The following is a 21,870-nucleotide window of genomic DNA, read 5'->3' as shown; positions in this document are numbered from 1 at the left end:
AGGTTTATCGTATGTTAATATTGAGAACTGGACTATTTTAATCTATTTTTATTTTGCAATCCAAAGAATTAATTACTCATATTATAAACTCCCAGAAGATAATTCCTTTATTGAAGTTATTAAAGCAGGGAATAAATATTCTGCATCTATAACATCAGGGGATTATAGAGAAGAAGATGTATTATTTAATGGATTTTCTACTTATTTACGAATGCTGTTTTCTATTGTTATATTTGCCAAAGGGAAAGCTGTAGATATAAGTATGTTAAATAAGATAAATCAAATAGATTTAAAAAAACTAAAAGGGTTTTTAAGGAATTTCAATATTTTAACATCATTGAACTATGATCACTTAATGGAGAAAATAACTGAAAGAGAAGTAGAGCATTTTCACGGAGAATTTGTTAAAAATAAAAAAGAATATGTATACTATCAAAGCTTTGGATTACATTATACAAATGGATATGTTAGTTTTTCTGATGTGTTAATTGGTGATTATTTTTTATTTAAATCTGTTTTCCCAGTAATATGGAACTTAGCGAGCAAGAAAACTCATACAGGCAAAAATATTGAATTGTTTGGTCAGAAAAGTGACAGAATTATTCGTGAAAATAATATTAATACGATTGTTATATTCGGTATGAATATAGAGAATGATCAACATGTGCTCAGAAATATAATGTCATCCTTTTATTTTGCTGAAATTCAAAATCCGAAAATTGTATATTGCTATTTTAATGAACAGGAAAGAGACGACTTTGAAAAACAATATGATGGTGTAATTACTTTCAGTGAAGAACTTAGCAATTACGCAAGAAAAATAGATATTAGATATATTCAAACACAAGAGATTTTAAAAGAATATTTTTATGAAAAGTGAGATAGTTAAAAAGGAATAAATTAATTAATACCTTAATCGTTAATATGTCCTTTATATCAAAGGAAGCATAAAAGGGTAGGGACTCCCTGCCCTTTTACAATGGAAATAATCACGCCAAATAGCAATTTATAGTTTTAATAACAGCTACTTCTTTGGTCACGTACGTGGTCATATTTTCTATTAATATATGTTGCAGAAGTTTAAGAAAAAATAACGAGACCATATACTGAAAAAGTGGAGGAGAAATTATGTTTGCGAGTTAGATAAGGAGGAAGAAAGTTAACGTGGTTATCGAGAGTATTGTCGGTAAATACTAAAGGGGGGGAGGGAACGGAAATGATAGTACAGAAGTGACTTTTGGTGACTGTGAAAAAAGAGCGTAGTCACATACGCTCTTATACATTGGTTTATTCATTATAAACGTTGAAATATCGTACTTGTGACGGATAATTATACAAATTATATTAATGTGACGAGTCACTTTATCATACTTGTGACAGATGTTTATTCAAATTAAGGCTCAGTATAACTCAATTTAGATATTCACAATTTCTCTATACTTTTCATAAATTGAAGCCGCCACTACTGTATCTAAAAAGGCAACCCCAACTGATTTGAATAAAGTAATCTCATTCGGATTTGTTCGTCCTTGTTTCTTTCCTATAATAATATCTCCAAGTTCACTATATATGTTTGAAAAATCCCATTCATTTTGTTTGCTTGCAATCAAGAAATCTCCAGCTTCATGTTGTACACCTTCTATTGTATCTACAATAATTTTATCGCTGCGCTGTAATGTAGTGACATCAAGTTCTTGCATATGAGGCTGATAAGAACCAATTCCATTTATATGAGTACCAGGTTTGAGATAGTTTCCATTCAATACAGGGGTAGTTGAAGTAGTACTACAAATCACAATATCAGCTATTGCAACCGCATCATTAGCTGATTCCATAATTTCAATTGATCCGCTCCAATTCGGATATAAGGAGAGTAAGATATTTTTAAATTCAAATGCTTTTTGCATTGTCCGATTGACGAGGAGAATGCGAGTTACCGGGCGAACTTCCATAACGGCTTGTATTTGTCCAAGCGCTTGAGCGCCGCATCCAATGACAACGCAGACATTCGTATCTTGACGAGCGAAATGTTTTGTCGCGATACCGCTCATTGCTCCTGTGCGAAGTGTTGTTAAATAGGAAGCTTCAATTGTTGCGACATGATCACCAGTATTTGTTTCTGTTAAAACGATTAAGCTTTGTAATGCTTTTTTCCCTTTTTGCGTATTTTGAGGAAAGACACTAACGATTTTCGTAGAAGTAAATTCGATGGGAGCTACATAAGAAGGCATATAAAGGGAGTTTGCTCCTTCTTGAGAGTGCTGGATATTTAGCCGTACCGGTGTTACAATTTCATCGTTCATGTAATATTGGAAAGCCCTTTCTACATCTTGTAAGCAATCTTTCATTTTATAAATGTCTTTTACCATTTCTTCTGTAATATGAATCATTTCAATTATCCTCCTTTTTAATAGAAAAGGGGGAGATAGAAATCCCCCAATTTACTAGGCTTGTATATCTTGATTTTGTCTGTTTTCTGCAATTTGCTTCGTTGAAACGGTAGCGATTGCAATTAAAGAAATACAGCAAGTAAATACAATGTATAACGCTACTGGAACCCAAGAATTGTTATACATATTCATTAAATAAGCAGCAATCATCGGTGCCGTTCCGCCAGCAAGTGCCGCGCCTAGTTGATAACCTAATGTAACACCAGTATAGCGAACGTGAGTAGAAAAAATTTCAGAGAATAATGTACCTAATACAGCTGTGACAGGTGCCCATAAAATGCCTAAACCAATAACAGTTGCGATCATGATAGAAAAAGAGGTTCCTTGATTTAATAGGAAGAAATAGGGGAAGGCATATAAAAGAATGGCAACTGTACCCCATATGTACATTTTCTTTCTCCCAATTGCATCTGAAAGTTTTCCCATTAGCGGAATCATAATCGTCGTAATGAGCATAGCAATCGTAACAGCATTTAAAACAGTTGTGTTCGGTAATTTGAGTTGCAGTGTACCGTAGGAAACAATGAATGTTGAGAAAATATAGAAAGGACCTGTTTCCGCTACCTTTGCGCCTGTAGCGATTAGGACAGATTTCCAATGATAGCGCAGCGTATCGACAATTGGTAGTTTGGCAATATTTCCGCTTTCCTTCGCTTTTTTGAAATCAGGTGTTTCATCTAATCCATTTCGAATCCATAATCCTATGAATACGAGTATGGCACTCAGAATAAATGGAACTCTCCATCCCCACGTCACAAAGTTATCACCAGAAATCATTGTCATAAAGGAGATTGCTGCAGTTCCAAGTAACATTCCAATTGTAACACCTGTTTGCGGAATACTGCCGAAAAATCCCTTTTTATCTTTTGGTGCATATTCGACCGCTAGTAGTAAAGCGCCACCCCATTCACCGCCAATTCCTAGTCCTTGAATAATTCGCAGTAAGATTAAAAGAATGGGAGCCAATATACCGATCGTCTCATAAGAAGGAAGTAAGCCAATACATACTGTCGCTCCTCCCATAAGCGATAAGGTTAAAACAAGCGTCTTTTTTCGACCGATTTTGTCACCGATATGACTGAAAATAATACCTCCAAGAGGGCGAATGAAAAACGGGATACCGAAAGAAAGATAGGAAAGCATAAGTGCGATAAGAGGGTCCTCGTTTACAAAAAACAACTTGTTAAATACAAGCGCGGCAGCTGTTCCGTATAAGAAGAAATCAAACCATTCGATAGAACTGCCAATTAAACTAGCTATTAATGCTCTTTTTTGAGTGGAACTTTGTTGTTGCATGAATTCACCTCTTTTTATTTTATTTTTTGATTATTGTGAATATTTTATATGAAAAAAATTTTTGTGTCAAAGTTTGAAGGAAGTGATACAGTAAGCAGCAAATACTATAAGGTGTTGCCTTTTATGAGAATATTGAGTTTCTACGAATGAGGAGGAAAAAAATGAAGGTTAGGAATATACAAAGTGAAGATTATATAGCTATCCATTCTGTCCTTAACGAATGGTGGGGTGGACGGAATATGACGGATATGTTACCAAAACTATTCTTCACTCATTTTCAAGAAACGAGTTTTGTTATCGAAGAGGATGGAGAGATAGTAGGATTTTTATGTGGATTCTTATCGCAGACATACAAAAATGAAGCATATGTTCATTTTATTGGCGTAAATCCAAAGTATAGAAGAAAGGGGATTGCTTCTACACTTTATTCTTATTTTTTTGATGCCGTACGCGTGAATCATCGTCATATCGTAAAGGCTGTAACATCTTCTGTAAATAAAGGGTCTATTCAATTCCATCAAGAAATTGGATTTGAAATGGAAGTAGGTGATGAAGTCGTGGATGGAGTATCTGTACATACAAATTATGATGGCAATGGAGAGAACAGAGTTTCATTTGTAAAGAGAGTATAAATAGCGAAAAACAACTTCGTTATCCTCCAGTAACTTTTTAACTAGGAAAATTGTTATATAAATTGCATGCTAGTTTGTCAATCTAACATAATAAAAAGGGGGGTATATCATCATGGATCTTACATTTCAAGTCAATCAATCATGTTTTAATTATAGAGTTGGTGCAATATGTAAACATAATAATAAAATTTTAATACTTCAAAATGAGGGAGAAGATTTCTGGTATGTGCCAGGCGGTCGTGTACAATTGCTAGAGACGAGTGAAACAGCAATAAAAAGAGAGTTAAAAGAAGAGTTAGGAGTCGATATTGCAGTGAAACGACCTTTATGGGTTATAGAAAATTTCTTTACGTATGATTCAAGGCAGTTCCATGAAATAAGTCTGTATTATGAAGTCAATTTACTTACGTTACCGGTAAAAGGAGCAGATTCTTTTCTTCTTGAAGAAGAAGGGCGAAAATATAAATTTCAATGGGTACCTTTAGAACAAATACGTGAATATAACGTAAAACCAGAGTTTTTAAAAGATAAAATGACGCAGTTGCCACTTCATATAGAACATATTGTTAAGAATCAATAGGACAGTTATATGAAAAAAAGATATTCCTAAATATGGAACTGTATTATGATAGAGAAGAAAAAACAAAAAATGGAGGGCAGCTATGATTACACTACAACAAAAATTAGAGCAATATACGCGTATATATGAACAGTTGAAGAGAGAACTAAAGTGGAAAACGAGTGGTTCTCAAACAGGGATGATGATTGCTGCTATGTATACAAGTAGCGATAAGCCTTTTAATTTAGAACGTTTTTTACAAATTAGTAATTATATTAAATCTCAAGTAGGTATGTTTTCCTATTTGAAATCTTATCATCGCTTTGTAGTTGCGGCAACGTTAGATATTCACTTTATGCATTATAAAACAGCATTTCAACAGTTTTTAGACTTATATGAACGGTTTATCGCTAGTGGTTTTAGTCGCAGTATCTTTACTTATTTAGCCGCAGCTACGCTTTTGCCAGACGATCGTGAGCAGTATGAAGCACGTATTCAGCGTTCTATGAAGATATATAAACGTATGAAAGAGGACCACTTCTTCCTTACAAGTACAAGTGATTACCCGCTCGCTGTTTTGTTGTCGGGACAACAAGAAAAACTTGGGCAGCTTATGGACCGGGTGGAGCGCCTCTATCAGAAGCTAGCGGCATCTGGTTTGCGCAAAGGAAATGAACTTCAATTTTTAAGTCATATTCTTTCGCTACAGAAGGATGTTCGTGAAGATATTTTAGCGGAGCGATGTACAAACATATGGAATTTATTTAAGCAAGAAAAAGTAAAAGTGAAACAAATGCATTATCCAGCTATCGGGCTACTAGCATTGCTTGAAGATGGAGAAAAAGAAGTTTCTTCTGTTCGAGCATTTATTGAGAAATTGCAGGGGGATAAGCTATTCCGTTGGCAGACGGATACAAATATTTTGATTGCAATTCAACTGTTCGTGAGTCAAAAAGGTATGGAACATCAAGCGGCTAACACAGGTTTACAAACAATGATTGAAATTCTTATACAGGCGCAGCAAGCAGCTGCCATCGCAGCAATTTCGGCTTCTACTGCAGCGGCTTCCGCAAGCAGTAGTTCATAACATACATATAAGACTTTTTAAAATGAACAGTAGTTTGTCTACTAATAAGGGAGTTTATTCTGAATGTAAAGGCTATTTCTATAAGGAATAGTCTTTTTTATATTCAACTTGAGAAGACGTAAAACTTTGCTAACGAAGAAGAGATTTATCGTACAGTAGTAGAGCGTGGATTGATGCTAGCAGAGGAACTTGTGGAGGCTTTCGGATTAGAGAAAGAGCGTTATGTGAATCTTAATTGGAAAAGTGGTTGAAAGTGGTTATCGACCTGTATGGCTTCTAGTTGACAAAATTACTGAGTAGAAGTAACCTTATAAAGTTATAGGAAAATATTTCTAGAATTTTTATGGAAATGGAATATGAGAGGAGAAACATCATGATTATTATTCACGCAATATTTCAAGTAGACCCAGCAAAACAAGAAGTGTTTTTAAAGGAGATTCAGCCATTAATTCATCGTTCACGAGCGGAAAGCGGAAATGTATCATATGATTTATATAAAGATACAGAAAAAGAAAGTGTATATACAATGGTAGAAGTATGGAAAGATCAACAAGCAGTTGCAACTCATAATGCAAGTGAACACTTTACTTCTTTCGTAAGTAACGCAGACCAATTTTTAACAGCTCCGTTAACTGTTAACGTGTATGACGGACAACGAGTAAAATAAGGAAAGTATGTTTTCGAACCCCTTCGGTTAAGTTAGTGGAACTTGATTGAAGGGGCTTTGTTTGAAATGGATACTAGCATATTTTTTGCGTTATTAAGCGATAGGGAACGTAGTTGTACTACATTGTAAGCAACAACATTATATAATATTGTTTGACGATATAATACATAAAATATAAAGATAAGAAAGTTGCTTATTTGTTAAGCAACTTTCTTATCTGTTTAAGGAACGATAATAGAATGAAATGTTTAAGTATTTGTAAATGTATCACGCTATTTTTTAACAACCCAATTGGTGTGGGGGGTTAATTAGTAGGGGGAGGAAGAAAACCCTACTAATTAAAGTTTCACCTTATATAAGAACGTGCTAGGTTCTCATAGGATTAGAAAAATATCCAAACATTAAAAAGAACGATTTTGCGCAGGTTTTATAAATTGTTCTGGATTTTCAACTAATCCACATACAGCGCATTGTACACGGTATGTAGGACCTTGGTAAGACATATGAAACGCATTTAATGTTTCGTTTGTATATTCTTCTTCTATTTGTCCTGTTTGTGGGTTGAGTTTTACCGGTTTGACTTGTTGTTCAAGAATATTAAAGCGAGTACGGTTTGTTTTACAATTTGGACATAACATTGGTTCCATTTGTGCACACCTCCATCTTTAGCATGTGCGAAATGGAAATATTTATTCAAAAGGTCGCACTACATAAGAAGGGGTAAAAAATTTTCTCAATATCGATCGTGTAATAAAAGGTTTAAAAATCTGAAAATATAAAATATAATAAAAACACGAACTGGTTATGTCCAATCTCCTGTTTATGCCAATATGTTTGAGACCGAGAAATCGGTCTTATTTTTTTATGCGATCATTTTTTGAAAACAAGGTTTTTAAAAATAATTTGTCGAATGTTAGAGAAGGTAGTTATACGTTGAAAGTTATGAAGAAAGTTTACTACTAAACGGTGAACATAGCACATATGTTGAATATAATTCAGGAGAAAAAGGAGAGACAGAATGGGATTTCCAACTTTAGAGACGGAGCGTTTTATACTACGAGAATTAACGTTATTAGATGCAGAGAGTATGTTTCATTATTTCCAAAAAGAATCTGTCATGCGCTATTTTGGTATGGACGCTATTCGAAATATGGAACAGGTAAAAAGAATGATTCAGATGTTTAGCAAAAAATATAAAGAAGGAAGCCAATTGCGCTGGGGAATTGAACTGAAAGGGACAAATCGACTAATTGGTACATGTGGATTTCACTTTATTAATCCGAATCATAAGCGAGCTGAAATTGGTTACGAACTCGATGATGCCTATTGGGGAAAAGGATATGCAACTGAAGCTGTACAGGCAATTGTTACATATGCTTTTCAAACGATGAAACTTATTAGAATTGGAGCTGTTGTGTATAAAGAAAACGAGGCTTCTCATAAATTATTGAAAAAAGTTGGATTTCAACAAGAAGGATTGCTTCGGAAATATATGATTCAAAATAATGTAGAGTATGATACAATCATCTATTCCTTATTAGCAGAAGATTGGGAGAAAAGATCATGTCTTTCAATCAAATATTAAAAGTGATTGATAAGAATATAGGTAAACATTTTGTTTTAGGAATAGATGGATTAAGTCGTTCAGGGAAAACAACTTTGGTGAAGCAGCTTGAACAAAAGTTAAAACAAAAGGATGCATCATTTTATATGTTTCATATAGATGATCATATTGTAGAACGGAGCAATCGCTATCATACTAAATTTGAAGAATGGTACGAATATTACTATTTACAGTGGGATATAGAATGGTTACGATATCATTTTTTTCAGCAATTAAAGCGGAAAGAACAGTTTCGATTACCATTCTATGATGTTAAAACAGATTTCTGTAAAATGCGTGATATTAAGATTCCGATCCCATGTACTATAATCATCGAAGGGGTTTTTCTCCAGCGTAAAGAGTGGAGAGAATACTTTGATTACATCATATATGTAGATTGCCCACGCGAGAAGCGATTTGCCCGAGAACATGAATCTGTACAGAAAAATATTTCTAAGTTTAAAAATAGGTATTGGAAAGCTGAAGATCACTATTTAGAAACAGAACTTCCAAAGCAAAGAGCTCATTTTATTATGGAAGAATAGCGATAGAAGATAAGACGCACAGTTATATTTTAGGTGTGTCTTTTTTGTTTTTAAATTTTCGGAAAATAGAAGGGGAATTTTAATATTTCTAGAATTTAATATTAAACGAAATAAGAGGGGGAAATGGAAAGTTATATATGATAAATGGAGATTGAGTTTAGTTATGAAGAAGTACGGGATATAATAGCTAAGGATCTAAGAGTTTGAAGTAGAATCCTATTTAAATCTAAAAGAAGTAAACGCGCTGTTAAGGACTTAATAAAAGTAGTTCATACACACCAATAGGTTTAAAAGTTTAAACATGTTGAATGAAATAACTTTAATAATTAGATTTAACATGTAAGTATAGTTATGATCCCATCAACAGGAATCTTATTACCATTTCTCTCATACTGATGGTATCTAATTCAAATATATTAATAAAAAGGAAGCGGATGATGGAAAATTACGAATGCAAAAACAGAGAAAATATATTAGAACAATTTAGGTTGACGACTCCAATTTTTCAAGCGTTAGGCGATGTGAATCGGCAACAAATTATTATGATTTTACTTAAAAATGACAGCTTAAATGTGAATCAAATAACTGAACAAATGAGCATCTCAAGACCTGCTGTGTCGCACCATTTGAAAATTTTAAAACAGGCAGAACTGGTTATGCCAAATAAAAATGGGAAAGAAATTTATTATTCTTTGACGACAGGTAATTTTTTGAAACATATAAAAGAATTAGTATCTGCAATTGAAGCAGGATATTAATTTTTTTAACAAACGCGTTTATAAGTTCGAACCTATAAACATATTTTTATTAATGTAATGAATGGGAGGCACAAGGATGAAAAAGCACAATAATCCAAACAAAATATACTTTTTAATGCTATTAGTTCCTTTGTTTTGGGGTGGTTCATTTTCAACGGCAGAGCATGTAGTAACAGAAATTCCGCCCCTTATCGCAGCTACTCTTCGATTTGGTATAGCTGGAGTTATACTTATGATTTATTTAGCGATAAAATCTGAATGGGAGATTGGTTCTTTAAAGAAAAGATGGAAAGGGTTATTACTCGTTTCGTTGACTGGAATATTCGGATATAATGCACTTTTCTTCTTAGGAGTACATTATACATCAGCTATTAATGGAGCCTTAATTATTGCAATAATGCCGATATTTGTCACGCTAGGAGCTATCATTTTTTTTAATGAGAAATGGAACAGCAAGGTTGGAATCAGTTTAGTTTTATCTCTAGTTGGTGTTATGATTGTTATTACAAAAGGATCATTAGCTATGTTCCTTTCATTAGCATTTAATGTAGGTGATTTATTATTTATAGCAGCTTTAACGTGCGGGGTAATATATGGATTAGTTGGTAAATCTGTAATGAAAGACGTATCGCCGTTATTCGCTACAACGATTATGACTGTAATAGGGTCTGCTTTCCTAATGATTACATCGTTATTTGAAGGTGGTTGGGATCGTGTACCAGATATGTCAGCTCAAAGTTGGTTAGAAATGGTTTATATGGTCGTATGTGGTACTCTTGTTGGGTATATTATATTCAATAAAGGTGTGGAACAAATAGGGGCAAGTAAAGCGAGTATTTATTTAAACCTTACTCCGATTGTAACAACCTTAATTTCTGTCTTATTATATGGTTCTAGTATGACATGGAAACAAGTAATCGGTATGATATTAGTATTAATCGGTGTATATATCGCAACAGTAAAAACGACTAATCTAAATAAGAAAGTTGTCCTCAATGATTAAAGGTATAGAGTATGTAAAATCTCAAAGTACTAATAATAAAAAGGACTGAATTATGTATTTAACTTTAGGGGAAAATACTGAGATTTGTGAGGCCTTCTACTGTGGAGTTCAAAAAGTAGGTACACAAGCTTTGTTGATAGTTACCACCCAAAATTTGGTGCAAAGGACTGAATTACTCTCGCTAAAGAAATTTGGCCTACATCTAACTTATCAAATTATCAACGAAATAGAGAGTGAAAATGTCACTTTTTAAGTGGCTTTTTTATTTCTATGTAGGGTGTTTTTGTCCAAATCCCCGAAATGGGGGGAATTAGCTCAATTTATATACTATGTCAAAAATACAACTTATACTTATTTGAAATGTGTCAATTAAAATCCTTTATTTATAAGGATTTTGTTACGAATGTTCTTGCTATTCTCCTTTTTTGAGGGGGATGGGTAAAGATACTCATATTCAGTTACGTTAAGTTCCCAGGAGCTAGCCCCCAAACCCTCAACTAGCTCTCTCACCCAAAAACAAGAGTACCGTGTGATTTTATAAACTACTTTTTGGTTTTTTTTCTTGTTTAAAAAATTTGCTTATATCATAAAAAAATATTTTATTTTAAAATTTAATATAATTAAGAAAAAATATGACTGATTATGAAATTAAAGGAGTTTGAAGATGAGAAAAAGATATAAAATTATTTTTATAATAGGAGTATTTACAATTATATTATTTATTTTGTTTTATAGATTTTTATATAGTACTCCTATACTTGCTATTCGTACCACGATTTTTTTGAACTTCCATCCCGTCCAAGCATTTACTGGCGATATTTATCCGATGAAAGATATTAGTGATGAAATTATAAAAAGTTCAGATGGAAAAGTATATTATAGTTTTCCTGGTTGGGAAGGAGAAACAGGTTATGTTTGTTCTGCTGCAGTAAAAAAAGTTAATTCTTTATATCAAGTTACATTTACTAATCCATAAAAATATATTTTCAGGATCAATAACCACAGATTGATGGCTAAGCAAATTTCGTAATGTAACTCTTTTATTTTTAGTTAAATCATTTCCAGGCACCTTCCACGACACAACTTTTGGTTTATATCCTCATCTAAATCAAGAATTCCTGTTAGAAATTTACTAATTAAACACGCACTAAAAATAGAATCTTTATTTATATTCTTATCGCTTCCTACCTTAAGCATGCCGTAATTTATGGACATTCTTAAAATCTTGAAGAGAATTGCAATCCTATGACAAGTAAAGTTTTAGAAACTAATAAAACAAACAAGAGGATTATGTGAGGAGCGAATGCAATCGTAAGAATGAAAGCAACCAAAATAGTACATAAAATATTTGCTGTATGACAAATGACAAAAAATCTTGTCTGTCGTTGTTTGATGCTAATAAGAACATAGTTTAAAAAAGCAAGGAAGATGAGTGTACAACCGGCACTTGCGAACCAAAGAGCTTCGATTGTATATGACTTATAATTTATTGGAGTTACAGCAATATGAATGACTCCAATGATAAAAATAGCAACAATAAATATTAAAATCGCCTTTCTCATCTAGAAATCCCCTTTCTTTTCTTGGATACAGTTATAAATGATATGTGATTAGTTCCCATATCATACGAAAAAGGAAGTATGTGTTTTTGATTCATTTAACATTAGCGTCCTTTAGGGGGGCGGCAACACTGATTAGGGAAATACGTATTGCAAACAAAAAAGAGCTACTTTTTGTTTGTAATTATTAAATTCATGTATTTAAGGAATCCTGCTTCCATCCTTTACATTTCTTAATGAATCCACTCAGCAAAAATCAAATTAAATGTTTTAATTGAAAATAATTATCAAAATCATTTATAATAAAAGAATATAAAAATGATTTGGACATTAAGGGAGTGGGATATATGTTTATTGAAACAAAAACACTTACAGTAAAAGAAGGTACTTCAGATCTTGTTGTGCAGCGTTTTTCTGGAGAAGGCATAATTGAAAAATTTGAAGGTTTTATTGATTTAAACGTTCTTGTGAAAAAGGTAAGAAGAGGAGACGAAGAAGTTGTTATTATGATTCGTTGGGAATCTGAAGAAGCATGGAAAAACTGGGAGACAAGCGAAGAACATTTAGCTGGTCATCGCGCAAATCGCGGAAAACCAAAGCCAGAACATATTTTAAATGCTGAACATGCTGTTTATTATGTGAAAGCAACGAAATCGGCTTATCAACAATCATAATGTGTATGAAAAGAGGGCGATTTAGCCCTTTTTTATGATTAAAGAATTCTTTTCTTAAATGTAGTTTTGTATTATATTAGAAAATAAGAGTGTGCCTATACGAATGCTCATTTTGCAGCATATCGATTTTTGAAAGAAAGAGGTTAAAACCCTTATGTTTCAAGGGATAGACTTTATTTTTGAAAATGCATATGAAACAAAACTAGCAGTGTGCTGCAAAACGTAAGGTTTATCATATAATAAATGTATTGATTTGAAAGAGAATTATGGTGATTTTTGTATAGGGGTTTTATCAGAACGTAGTGGGATAGAAAGTGAGTTAAGTATAATCTGCTCTCCGTTGTTAGACATAAACTAACAATAGGGGGCAGTTTTTTATGGTTAAATAACCTATAGAAACAAAATTAGTCGTCATTCATGCTGATCTGAGCGGTATAGAACCTTTTAAAATAGCGGCTCGTTTTTGGAAAAAGGAAGAAGGGAAACTGATAGAAGGAGATGGAGTAGATCTTCTTTCAGAAATTGTAGAAAAAGTCCCAAAAGAATTTGCTATGTGCATTTTTTATACGCATGTCGCAAATTAAATGTCTGAAAGTGTAAAATATTGATTAATAGAATAAATAAAAGAAATTGGCGTTAAGCGGAACTTTTTTATTAACATAATGTAATTATGTTAAATTGTTTTTAGCTTTTTATTGTATGTTTCGTCTAAATAAATCGGTTACAATAAAAGGGTGATAAATTCGAAGGTTTTGGGTAGGTAGTATAAAATGATTTCAAAAAATATTTTAAAGGGAATGGATGTTCTTATATAATAAATGTAGCTATGTAAGTAGAAAAGGAGAGAAACTGATGATTCATAAAGTTGGTCAAATTATGTTATATGTAAAGGATCAAGAGGAAGCTGTACAATTTTGGACGGAAAAGATGGGCTTCATCTAATTGCTGAAGAAGATAACGGTAAGGGATTTAGATGGATCGAAATTGCACCAACGAAGGAAGCTGAAACAAGTATTGTGTTACATAATAAAGAATTTATTGCGAAAATGCAGCCAGAATTAAACTTGAATACACCTTCTATGCTGTTTTTTACGGAAAATATTGAGCAGTTACATAAAAAACTTGTTGATAAAAAGGTGGCAGTTGGCGAAATTGTAAATATGCCTGCGGGGAAAGCTTTTAATTTTGCTGACTATGAAGGGAATTATTTTGCTATTATGGAAAAGTGTTGATCCTGTTTTACAGGGTCTTTTTTATAGGAAGACAATTCAAAACGTTCTTTGTATAATAAATGGAACAGGAATGAAAACGCTCTAAAAGATATGGATGTCAAACGTAAGATAAAGCATGCTGCAACGAAACTTCATGTAGAGTATTGCTATTGATTACTATATAGTACTTCGATTGAAAGGATTTACAGGTCTATGTTAACAATAAGGAATATATAGATTCGAATGTTTAATGAATCGTAAAATAGGGACATGTAAGGGAGAAAATGAGATGTGGGAAAAAATGATTAAAGGAAAAACAATAAGCAAGTGGACTGAGGAGTATCCGATTTTACATCAGTTAATCAAAACAAATGAAGTGTTTTGGGAAAATCCAAATTATAGTTCTTATGAACAAGCGAAGCAGGATTTTGTTTTAACGACGGAGGATATGAAAGAGGCAGAGGCACGTTTGCTTCGTTTTGCACCTTATATTGCGAAAGTGTTTCCAGAAACAAAAGAGATGAACGGAATCATCGAATCTCCTCTTGTTGAAACGGGACATATGAAGCAATATTTAGAGGATGCCTTTGCACAGGAAATGCCAGGTAGGTTTTTATTAAAATGTGATAACAATTTACCGATTTCTGGATCGATAAAAGCGCGCGGTGGTATTTATGAAGTGTTGCAGCATGCAGAGAAGTTGGCGATAGAGCACAATTTGCTTTGTGAAGGAGATCATTATGCAAAGTTAGATAGCGATATGTTTCGAGAATTCTTTTCTCAATATTCCATTGCGGTCGGATCAACAGGTAATTTAGGGCTAAGCATCGGTATTATGAGTGCGAAGTTAGGTTTTCAAGTAACGGTACATATGTCAGCTGATGCAAAGGAATGGAAAAAAGAACTGCTTCGTAGTAAAGGGGTAACGGTTGTCGAATATGAGTCTGATTATAGTAAAGCAGTGGAAGAGGGGAGAAAACAAGCAGAGCAAGATGCAAGCTGTTATTTTATTGATGATGAGAACTCGAAACATTTATTTTTAGGTTATGCGGTTGCAGCTTCCAGAGTAAAGCAGCAGCTTGAAGATAAGAATGTTAAAGTAGATAAAGAGCATCCTTTATTTGTCTATTTGCCGTGTGGTGTTGGCGGAGGACCTGGCGGAGTTGCTTTTGGCTTAAAATTACTATTTGGTGATGCCGTACATTGTTTCTTTGCAGAACCAACACATTCACCATGTATGTTACTCGGTTTAGTGACAGGGCTTCATGATGAAATTGCAGTTCAAGATTTCGAGATTGATAATGTAACGGAAGCAGATGGTCTTGCGGTTGGAAGGGCATCTGGTTTTGTTGGAAAGATGATGGAACCGCTTCTTAGCGGTTGTTATACCGTTGAAGATCAACAACTTTATGAATTATTAAAGGCAATGGTAGATACGGAGAATATACGTTTAGAACCGTCTGCATTAGCAGCAGTCTATGGTCCAGTCCAATTGTATCAACAAGAAAACTATGTAAAAAAACATAAATTAGAAGGTAAGATGAATCGTTCGACACATATGATGTGGGCAACAGGCGGTGGAATGGTACCGAAGTCCGTGTTCGATGAGTATTATCAAAATCAGTAAATCGTGCACAAAAAGGACGTCATTTTAAATGATGACGTCTTTTTGTTTATTTTTTCTTGTTTTTATCTAATGGATTTTGTTCTTCTGCAAATTCTGTTCCATATGAGAAGCGGCGATTGAGGCGGATGTTATCGCTGTTATGTCGTTCGTGAGCATGGGAAAAACGATGAACAATGACTTCAGATAAAGTAAAGATTAAAGCAGAAAGAATGCTTCCCCATGCAATTTGCATGTAATGATCCAGCAAAATGTTTCCAAAAATCCATACACTTAAATAAGTTAACAGGAAATCCGTCATAATAGCTGCAGATCGGCCAATGCGTTCTAAGATTATTTTATCTACAAATACGTATGACACAATCGTTACAAATAAACTAAAGGAAATAATTTGAACGAGTGTGGCCGGAAAAAACAAAGCAAGTCCGATGGCAAAAGCAATGATACAAGATATAAATTTTATGAGCACTAAAGCAATATCACTCAACGTGTACACCTCCCGTTTCTACATAGTTTTTCTCTAAAGTAAGAACTTCATACATATCATAGCTATATTGAGGTGGAAAAATTTTTTCATGTTAGTAATTTGACTAAATATTGAAAAATGTTATAAGAAAAATGTTATAGTAAAATGAGGAGTTATGACATTTTTAGGTAAGGAGGGAATCCGAATGTGGATTACTTCAGAAGTAGAAATTCCAGAGGAGTTATTTGATCACCTTGAACAAGGGAAGCTCGTATTATTTGTCGGAGCGGGAGTTTCTATGAAAGGAAAATCAAACTTACCAAACTTTGATGATTTAGTTGATGAAATTGCGAAAGCTTTATACGTTGAAAAACGTGAAATAACAGAACCACACGATTACTATCTTGGTAAAATTGCAAAGACGAAAGATGTTCATCAAATTGCGAAAGATCTCGTAAACGTGGAAGGATCGAAACCGAACCCATTGCATTATGCGATTCCAAGGCTTTTTCCGAAAGATACGGATGTACGAATTGTAACAACAAACTTCGATCAGCACTTTACTACTGCTATGCGAGAGAGTGACCGGGATTTTAATATTTACTATGCCCCTGCTTTGCCGACGGGAAGAGCGTTTAAAGGATTAGCATATATACACGGAAATGTGGAGCAAGAAAAAGAAAATTTAATTTTAACAGATGGTGATTTTGGAAGGGCTTATTTGACAGAAGGATGGGCGCGTCGTTTTTTAGTTGATTTATTCTCGAATTACACAGTTTTGTTTATTGGATATAGCCATAATGATCCAGTTATGAAATATTTAGCGACAGGTTTACCGCCGAGTACAAGGCGCTACGCTTTTGTTGCACAAGGAGATAATACGTATCATTGGGAACATTTAGGAGTAAAGCCGATTGTTTATCCAAATAAAGCAAATAACCATCAAGCGCTTGTTAGAGCAGTAAAACGATGGGCGGAATTGATGGGAGATAATTATATTACAAAAAGAATGCGTATTCGCGATATTGTAACAGTTCCACCATCTGTTGAACAAGAACAATTATCTTATATTAAACAAGCGATTAAAAAAATTGAAACACTTAGATACTTTGTGGAATTTGCCCGTGATTATGGGTGGGTGGAATGGTTGGAAGCAGAAGGAAAGCTACAAAATTTATTTCGCATTATTTCCCATTACGATGAAGTGGATGAATTACTTGCTGAGTGGCTTGTTGAACAATTTCTTGTTAGCCATCAAAAAGAATTATTTCAACTCATTTTTAAAAATCATTCTAAAATATCCCCGCTACTTTGGAGAAGCATTTGCACCTATTTAAAAGATACAAAAGAACCGATGGACCCGTTATTATTTTCAAAATGGACGCTACTTTTATTAGAGACAGCCGAGAATAATAGTCAGTCGATAGAAAAGATTTCCTATTTATTACATAAATGTTCGTTCCCTGAGCATAAAGAAATTAGCGTTTTATTATTAACATTTATTTTAGATGGGAAAATTAAGTTGAAACGAGTAAAACGATGGGAAGATGATAGGCAGGATTCCGTTGAATTAGAGGAATCAAGCCGTTTGCCAGTACCGGTGTTTTCACATGTACAACGCATTTGGGAAGAAAAAATGAAACCACATATTTCCTATTTTGCAGGTCCTATTTTAGTTATGGGACTGGAAAAATTGCAAATGTTATCGCTAAGACAAACAGCTTTACAAAAAAGAGATAGTGTTCTTTATCATACAGTGGAATTTTCAGAGCACGATTTACAACCGAAAGATTTTACTTTTTTAATCCGACTTGTGAAAGAATGTCTCGCCTATTTATGTGAGCATAATAAAGAGAAATCGGCGTATTATATCGCGCAAATGATCGACACAGATAGTATATTACAAAAGAAAATTGCGATTGAAACAATGAGTAAAAATACATTTGTAACAGCTGATGAAAAGTTAATGTGGTTGCGAAAACACCAACTTATTTTAGATTTTACATATAAGCATGAAGTGTTTCAATTCCTGAAAAAACATTATCAAAATGCATTAGAAAAAACGAAGAAAGAAGTCATTCAAGAAGTGATGAAACAGCTTGAAAGTGAAAGGTTTTTTGATGCGTGCCTTGTGCTAGATTTATTGTACATATGTGATGCAAATAGTACGAGTACTGCCAGAGCTTATCGCACAATGCAACAAACGCATCCGCATTTTACTTCGAATCAATACAGTGAGAAAAAAGAAGAAGTTATGGCTCCAAACATTATATGTAACGTAACAGCTGATGGGTTATTAGAACTGAAAGGTCATGAAATAAAGAAACAAATTTTGTTATTTTCAAATGACGATTCATTTGAACAACGTCATTTTTTAGAGATGTTATCAAAAGCTTGTAAGTTGAATGTAGATTGGGGTATTACACTTGCCTATCAGCTTATAGGAGAGCAGGGAGTAAGTAATGAGATATGGTTTGTTTGCATTAGAGAATGGAGGAATAATCGAAAGTTGACAAATGAGCAAATTCAAAAGATTATTCCGCTATTGCAACAGTTTGTACGAAATCCCGCATTTTATTGGTTGATTAGTAGCTTCTTGTATGAGATTAGTAATCGATTAGAAGAGTTTCAAGAAAATCAGATTCGGGCAGTGAAGCGATTTGCATTTTCTTTATTCCCGCATATCATGAAAGAAGAGAACAGTTTTAAAGTAGGAGAATTTGATTTTTATAATAAATCAATTCAGCATCCAGTGGGAAAAATGACGTCAGTTTTATTAAAACTATTAGCATATGATCATTTATATGATCGCAATATACATGAATATTTATTTTTATTTGAAGAGCAAATTAAGGTCGCTTCTGAGAGAACGTATTTTATGTTAGCACGTTTAACGGCTGATGTTACATTTTTGTTCCACATTGAAAAACAATGGTGCAGAAAGTATTTACTTCCTTATTTTGATTTAAATAGAGAACATAAAGCGATGAAATATGCATGGGCAGGGCTATGCTATACACAAATTAATTTGCCGTTATTTACAGAAATAAAAAAATATATTAAATATGCAGCTGAGCATTTAGAGTTATTGCACCCACACACAAAACAAGTCTTTTTAAAATGGTTAAGCTTTGTATGTATTAAGTGTGTGTTGTATTGGGAGCAGAGAACAGACTGGGTTTACATGATATTTATACAAGAAAAAGAGCATGACAAAATAAAGTTTCTGGAACACTTGTGCTATTATGTAAAAACATTGAGCACGCGAGAGAAACAGAAATTTTGGGATTCGTGGTTAGCTACATTTTTAAAGGAACGCCCGAAAATGAGCTTGATAACTGGACGAGAATACGTAATGTTATTGCGTTTTGTTTTTTATATGAATGAAGTAGCAGAAAAAGGGTTGTACACCATTTTGAACTGCTTTTCAATTCCGATCGAACACTGTTCAGAGACGGAAATGAAACAATTACTGTTGACGATTTTAGCGAGAAAAGAAAAGGTAATAGCTCATGCACAAGCATATGCGAAACTATTTTTTATTTTGCTACAAATTGTGCAAGACGCGAGTTCCTTTAAAAATGAAATGATACAAATGAAAGAAATGTTAGAGACTTGTCATGTAGATGGTGAGATATTGACCGCAATTCAAAATGAAATGATTCGAATTGGCATTGTAGTAGCAAATTTTCAGCAAGAATCATAAGTGAAAAGCGGAATTTTAAAAAAATAGATAAAAAGTTATTGACAGTATTAAAAAAAGAGTTCTATAATACGAATCATACTTATTCAATTTCAAAAACATTTGAATAAATAAAGTGCAATGAAGAGATCACAGTAGTGAGAATCTTCCTGTAACAGAGAGCTGATGGTTGGTGTGAATCAGTACAGGGATTATCATGAATTACAGTCTTGGAGCATCTTTTTCGGAATAGAGTGATATATCTTTATGAGGAAAAGGCGGTCATTTGATCGTTAACAGTGAAGAGAGGTAGACGAAGGTAGTCTACAAATAGGGTGGTACCGCGATAAATATCGTCCCTACTGATTGGATCAGTAGGGACTTTTTGTATTTTTGTGGTCCAACTTGAAAAAGGAATAGGAAATGCAGTGAAAGGAATAATAGTAGCAGTTGTTTCCCTGTAACAGAGAGCTGGTGGGTGGTGTAAACCAGTACAAAAACAAGTGTGAATTACAGTCCTGGAGCATCTTTTTCGTAGTAAAGAGAAACGTCTTTATGAAGGGAAAGACGGTCGATGGATCGTTAACAGTGAAGAGAGGTAGATGAAGTTAGTCTGCAAATAGGGTGGTACCGCGATAAATATCGTCCCTACTGAAGAAATCAGTAGGGATTTTTTGTACACAGAAAAGGCGGTATCGATTTCATGTGTTAAGTGTTTAGTTTGTTGATTCAGAAAATGGAGAATTTTATTTCTTTTACTATACTTTTATACATTTGAGGAGGATATAAAAATGGCGAATCATGAATTAGAACAATTACGTAAACAGGTGGATGAAATTAATTTACAGCTATTACAGCTTTTAAATGAAAGAGGTAGAATTGTTCAAAAAATTGGTGAACAAAAGCAACTGCAAGGAACGAAACGCTTTGATCCCGTTCGCGAGCGCGAAGTACTGGATATGATTGCGGAGCATAATGAAGGACCATTTGAGACATCAACGGTTCAACACATTTTCAAAACAATCTTCAAAGCAAGCTTAGAGCTTCAAGAGGATGATAACCGTAAAGCGCTCCTTGTTTCTCGTAAGAAGAAACAAGAAAATACAATTGTTGATGTAAAAGGGGAGCGATTAGGTAGTGGAACACAATCATTCATTATGGGACCTTGTGCAGTAGAAAGTTTAGAGCAAGTTCGTCAAGTTGCGCAAGCGATGAAAGAGCAAGGATTAAAATTAATGCGCGGGGGAGCGTTCAAACCGAGAACCTCACCATATGATTTCCAAGGTCTAGGAGTAGAAGGATTACAAATTTTACGACAAGTGGCTGATGAGTTTGATTTAGCAATTATTAGTGAAATTTTAAATCCGAACGATGTGGAAATGGCTCTTGATTACGTTGATGTCATTCAAGTTGGAGCACGAAACATGCAAAACTTTGATTTATTAAGAGCTGTAGGGAAAGTGAATAAACCTGTATTACTCAAACGAGGTTTAGCAGCAACAATTGATGAGTTCATGCATGCAGCTGAATACATTATTGCACAAGGAAATGATCAAATTATTTTATGTGAACGCGGCATTCGCACATATGAAAAAGCAACTCGTAATACGTTAGATATTTCAGCAGTACCAATTTTGAAAAAAGAAACACATTTACCAGTTGTTGTTGATGTAACACATTCAACAGGACGCAGAGATTTATTATTACCGACTGCAAAAGCAGCGTTAGCAATTGGAGCAGATGCAGTAATGGCAGAAGTACATCCAGACCCAGCTGTTGCATTATCTGACTCAGCACAGCAAATGGATATTCCAGAATTCCATAGATTCATGGGAGAGTTAAAAGAATTCAAAAATAAATTATCTTAAGTTCATATAGAATATGCGAAGAAAGGGAAACAGTAATGCTTATCTCCCTGTTATAGAGAGCTGATGGATGGTGAAAATCAGTACAAAGATAAGCATGAATTACAACCTTGGAGCATCTTTTTCGTAGTATGGTGTGAAATCTGTATGAAGGAAAAGACGGTTATTTGGACCGTTAACAATGGTAAG

19 protein-coding genes, 1 pseudogene and 3 other annotated features (1 of these 23 only partly in view) are annotated in these 21,870 nt (G+C 33.9%); of the genes and pseudogenes, 15 read left to right on the top strand and 5 right to left on the bottom strand.

Annotation, left to right across the window (positions count from 1 at the left end):
* Positions 1 to 211: 211 nt before the first annotated feature.
* Entirely contained in the window at positions 212 to 880 is a 669-nt protein-coding gene (locus tag MR058_RS06675) for a hypothetical protein (protein ID WP_242143225.1), read from the top strand.
* A 535-nt stretch (positions 881 to 1,415) separates the two neighbouring features.
* On the opposite strand, the gene MR058_RS06670 is transcribed toward MR058_RS06675, so the two are convergent.
* A complete protein-coding gene (locus MR058_RS06670) occupies positions 1,416 to 2,390 on the bottom strand; it encodes an ornithine cyclodeaminase family protein (RefSeq protein ID WP_242143224.1) in 975 nt (324 codons plus the stop codon).
* A 54-nt stretch (positions 2,391 to 2,444) separates the two neighbouring features.
* A complete protein-coding gene (locus MR058_RS06665) occupies positions 2,445 to 3,746 on the bottom strand; it encodes an MFS transporter (protein WP_242143223.1) in 1,302 nt (433 codons plus the stop codon).
* A 161-nt stretch (positions 3,747 to 3,907) separates the two neighbouring features.
* On the opposite strand from MR058_RS06665, the gene MR058_RS06660 reads away from it, so the two are divergent.
* From MR058_RS06660 to MR058_RS06645, 4 genes are all read left to right on the top strand, one after another.
* A complete protein-coding gene (locus tag MR058_RS06660) occupies positions 3,908 to 4,378 on the top strand; it encodes a GNAT family N-acetyltransferase (RefSeq protein WP_242143222.1) in 471 nt (156 codons plus the stop codon).
* A 112-nt stretch (positions 4,379 to 4,490) separates the two neighbouring features.
* Positions 4,491 to 4,958, top strand: coding sequence for an NUDIX hydrolase (locus tag MR058_RS06655; RefSeq protein WP_242143221.1), 468 nt, complete (start codon positions 4,491 to 4,493; stop codon positions 4,956 to 4,958).
* A gap of 82 nt (positions 4,959 to 5,040) precedes the next feature.
* A complete protein-coding gene (locus MR058_RS06650) occupies positions 5,041 to 6,024 on the top strand; it encodes a DUF4003 domain-containing protein (RefSeq protein WP_242143220.1) in 984 nt (327 codons plus the stop codon).
* Positions 6,025 to 6,397: 373 nt separating this feature from the next.
* Complete coding sequence (locus MR058_RS06645) at positions 6,398 to 6,691, top strand: putative quinol monooxygenase (protein ID WP_242143219.1); 294 nt, start codon at positions 6,398 to 6,400, stop codon at positions 6,689 to 6,691.
* Positions 6,692 to 7,092: 401 nt separating this feature from the next.
* Here MR058_RS06645 and MR058_RS06640 read toward each other — a convergent pair whose 3' ends face one another.
* The gene (locus tag MR058_RS06640) at positions 7,093 to 7,338 is read right to left on the bottom strand and encodes a DNA alkylation repair protein (protein ID WP_242143218.1); all 246 of its coding nucleotides are present in this window, start codon (positions 7,336 to 7,338) and stop codon (positions 7,093 to 7,095) included.
* Positions 7,339 to 7,709: 371 nt separating this feature from the next.
* On the opposite strand from MR058_RS06640, the gene MR058_RS06635 reads away from it, so the two are divergent.
* From MR058_RS06635 to MR058_RS06615, 5 genes are all read left to right on the top strand, one after another.
* The gene (locus MR058_RS06635; protein WP_242143217.1) at positions 7,710 to 8,276 is read left to right on the top strand and encodes a GNAT family N-acetyltransferase; all 567 of its coding nucleotides are present in this window, start codon (positions 7,710 to 7,712) and stop codon (positions 8,274 to 8,276) included.
* Positions 8,255 to 8,839 carry a kinase gene (locus MR058_RS06630; protein WP_242143216.1) on the top strand — a complete coding sequence of 195 codons (585 nt, stop codon included), beginning with the start codon at positions 8,255 to 8,257 and terminating at the stop codon, positions 8,837 to 8,839. The genes MR058_RS06635 and MR058_RS06630 overlap by 22 nt, the downstream gene beginning before the upstream one ends.
* 437 nt (positions 8,840 to 9,276) lie before the next feature.
* A complete protein-coding gene (locus MR058_RS06625; RefSeq protein WP_242143215.1) occupies positions 9,277 to 9,597 on the top strand; it encodes an ArsR/SmtB family transcription factor in 321 nt (106 codons plus the stop codon).
* A gap of 76 nt (positions 9,598 to 9,673) precedes the next feature.
* On the top strand, positions 9,674 to 10,600 hold the full coding sequence (locus MR058_RS06620) for a DMT family transporter (RefSeq protein ID WP_242143214.1): 927 nt from the start codon (positions 9,674 to 9,676) through the stop codon (positions 10,598 to 10,600).
* A 664-nt stretch (positions 10,601 to 11,264) separates the two neighbouring features.
* Positions 11,265 to 11,576 carry a hypothetical protein gene (locus MR058_RS06615; RefSeq protein WP_242143213.1) on the top strand — a complete coding sequence of 104 codons (312 nt, stop codon included), beginning with the start codon at positions 11,265 to 11,267 and terminating at the stop codon, positions 11,574 to 11,576.
* A 241-nt stretch (positions 11,577 to 11,817) separates the two neighbouring features.
* Here MR058_RS06615 and MR058_RS06605 read toward each other — a convergent pair whose 3' ends face one another.
* Positions 11,818 to 12,162 carry a hypothetical protein gene (locus tag MR058_RS06605; protein WP_242143212.1) on the bottom strand — a complete coding sequence of 115 codons (345 nt, stop codon included), beginning with the start codon at positions 12,160 to 12,162 and terminating at the stop codon, positions 11,818 to 11,820.
* Positions 12,163 to 12,506: 344 nt separating this feature from the next.
* Here MR058_RS06605 and MR058_RS06600 point away from each other — a divergent pair, with 344 nt between their 5' ends.
* From MR058_RS06600 to MR058_RS06590, 3 genes and pseudogenes are all read left to right on the top strand, one after another.
* Positions 12,507 to 12,833, top strand: a complete 327-nt coding sequence (locus MR058_RS06600; protein ID WP_242143211.1) for an antibiotic biosynthesis monooxygenase family protein — start codon at positions 12,507 to 12,509, stop codon at positions 12,831 to 12,833.
* A gap of 852 nt (positions 12,834 to 13,685) precedes the next feature.
* Positions 13,686 to 14,065: pseudogene (locus MR058_RS06595) on the top strand (VOC family protein).
* Between the two features lie 268 nt (positions 14,066 to 14,333).
* Positions 14,334 to 15,671, top strand: a complete 1,338-nt coding sequence (locus MR058_RS06590) for a D-serine ammonia-lyase (protein ID WP_242143210.1) — start codon at positions 14,334 to 14,336, stop codon at positions 15,669 to 15,671.
* Between the two features lie 46 nt (positions 15,672 to 15,717).
* On the opposite strand, the gene MR058_RS06585 is transcribed toward MR058_RS06590, so the two are convergent.
* Positions 15,718 to 16,155: a YndM family protein gene (locus tag MR058_RS06585; RefSeq protein ID WP_242143209.1), complete on the bottom strand. Its 438-nt coding sequence runs from the start codon at positions 16,153 to 16,155 to the stop codon at positions 15,718 to 15,720.
* A gap of 154 nt (positions 16,156 to 16,309) precedes the next feature.
* Between MR058_RS06585 and MR058_RS06580 the strand changes: the two genes are divergently transcribed.
* Together MR058_RS06580 and MR058_RS06575 are read left to right on the top strand one after the other, a co-directional pair.
* Positions 16,310 to 19,840: a DUF4020 domain-containing protein gene (locus tag MR058_RS06580; protein ID WP_242143208.1), complete on the top strand. Its 3,531-nt coding sequence runs from the start codon at positions 16,310 to 16,312 to the stop codon at positions 19,838 to 19,840.
* Positions 19,841 to 19,948: 108 nt separating this feature from the next.
* Positions 19,949 to 20,180, top strand: a binding site (T-box leader).
* 55 nt (positions 20,181 to 20,235) lie between these two features.
* Positions 20,236 to 20,469: a binding site (T-box leader), on the top strand.
* Positions 20,470 to 20,607: 138 nt separating this feature from the next.
* Complete coding sequence (locus MR058_RS06575) at positions 20,608 to 21,684, top strand: bifunctional 3-deoxy-7-phosphoheptulonate synthase/chorismate mutase (protein ID WP_242143207.1); 1,077 nt, start codon at positions 20,608 to 20,610, stop codon at positions 21,682 to 21,684.
* Between the two features lie 9 nt (positions 21,685 to 21,693).
* Positions 21,694 to 21,870 (top strand) — a binding site (T-box leader) (it continues 57 nt past the right edge of the window).

This window comes from Bacillus cereus group sp. BfR-BA-01430, assembly GCF_022663115.1.
Lineage (GTDB): Bacteria > Bacillota > Bacilli > Bacillales > Bacillaceae_G > Bacillus_A > Bacillus_A cereus_BD.
The sequence above is the reverse complement of the archived record's forward strand: the minus strand, read 5'-3'. Positions and strand labels throughout refer to the sequence as shown.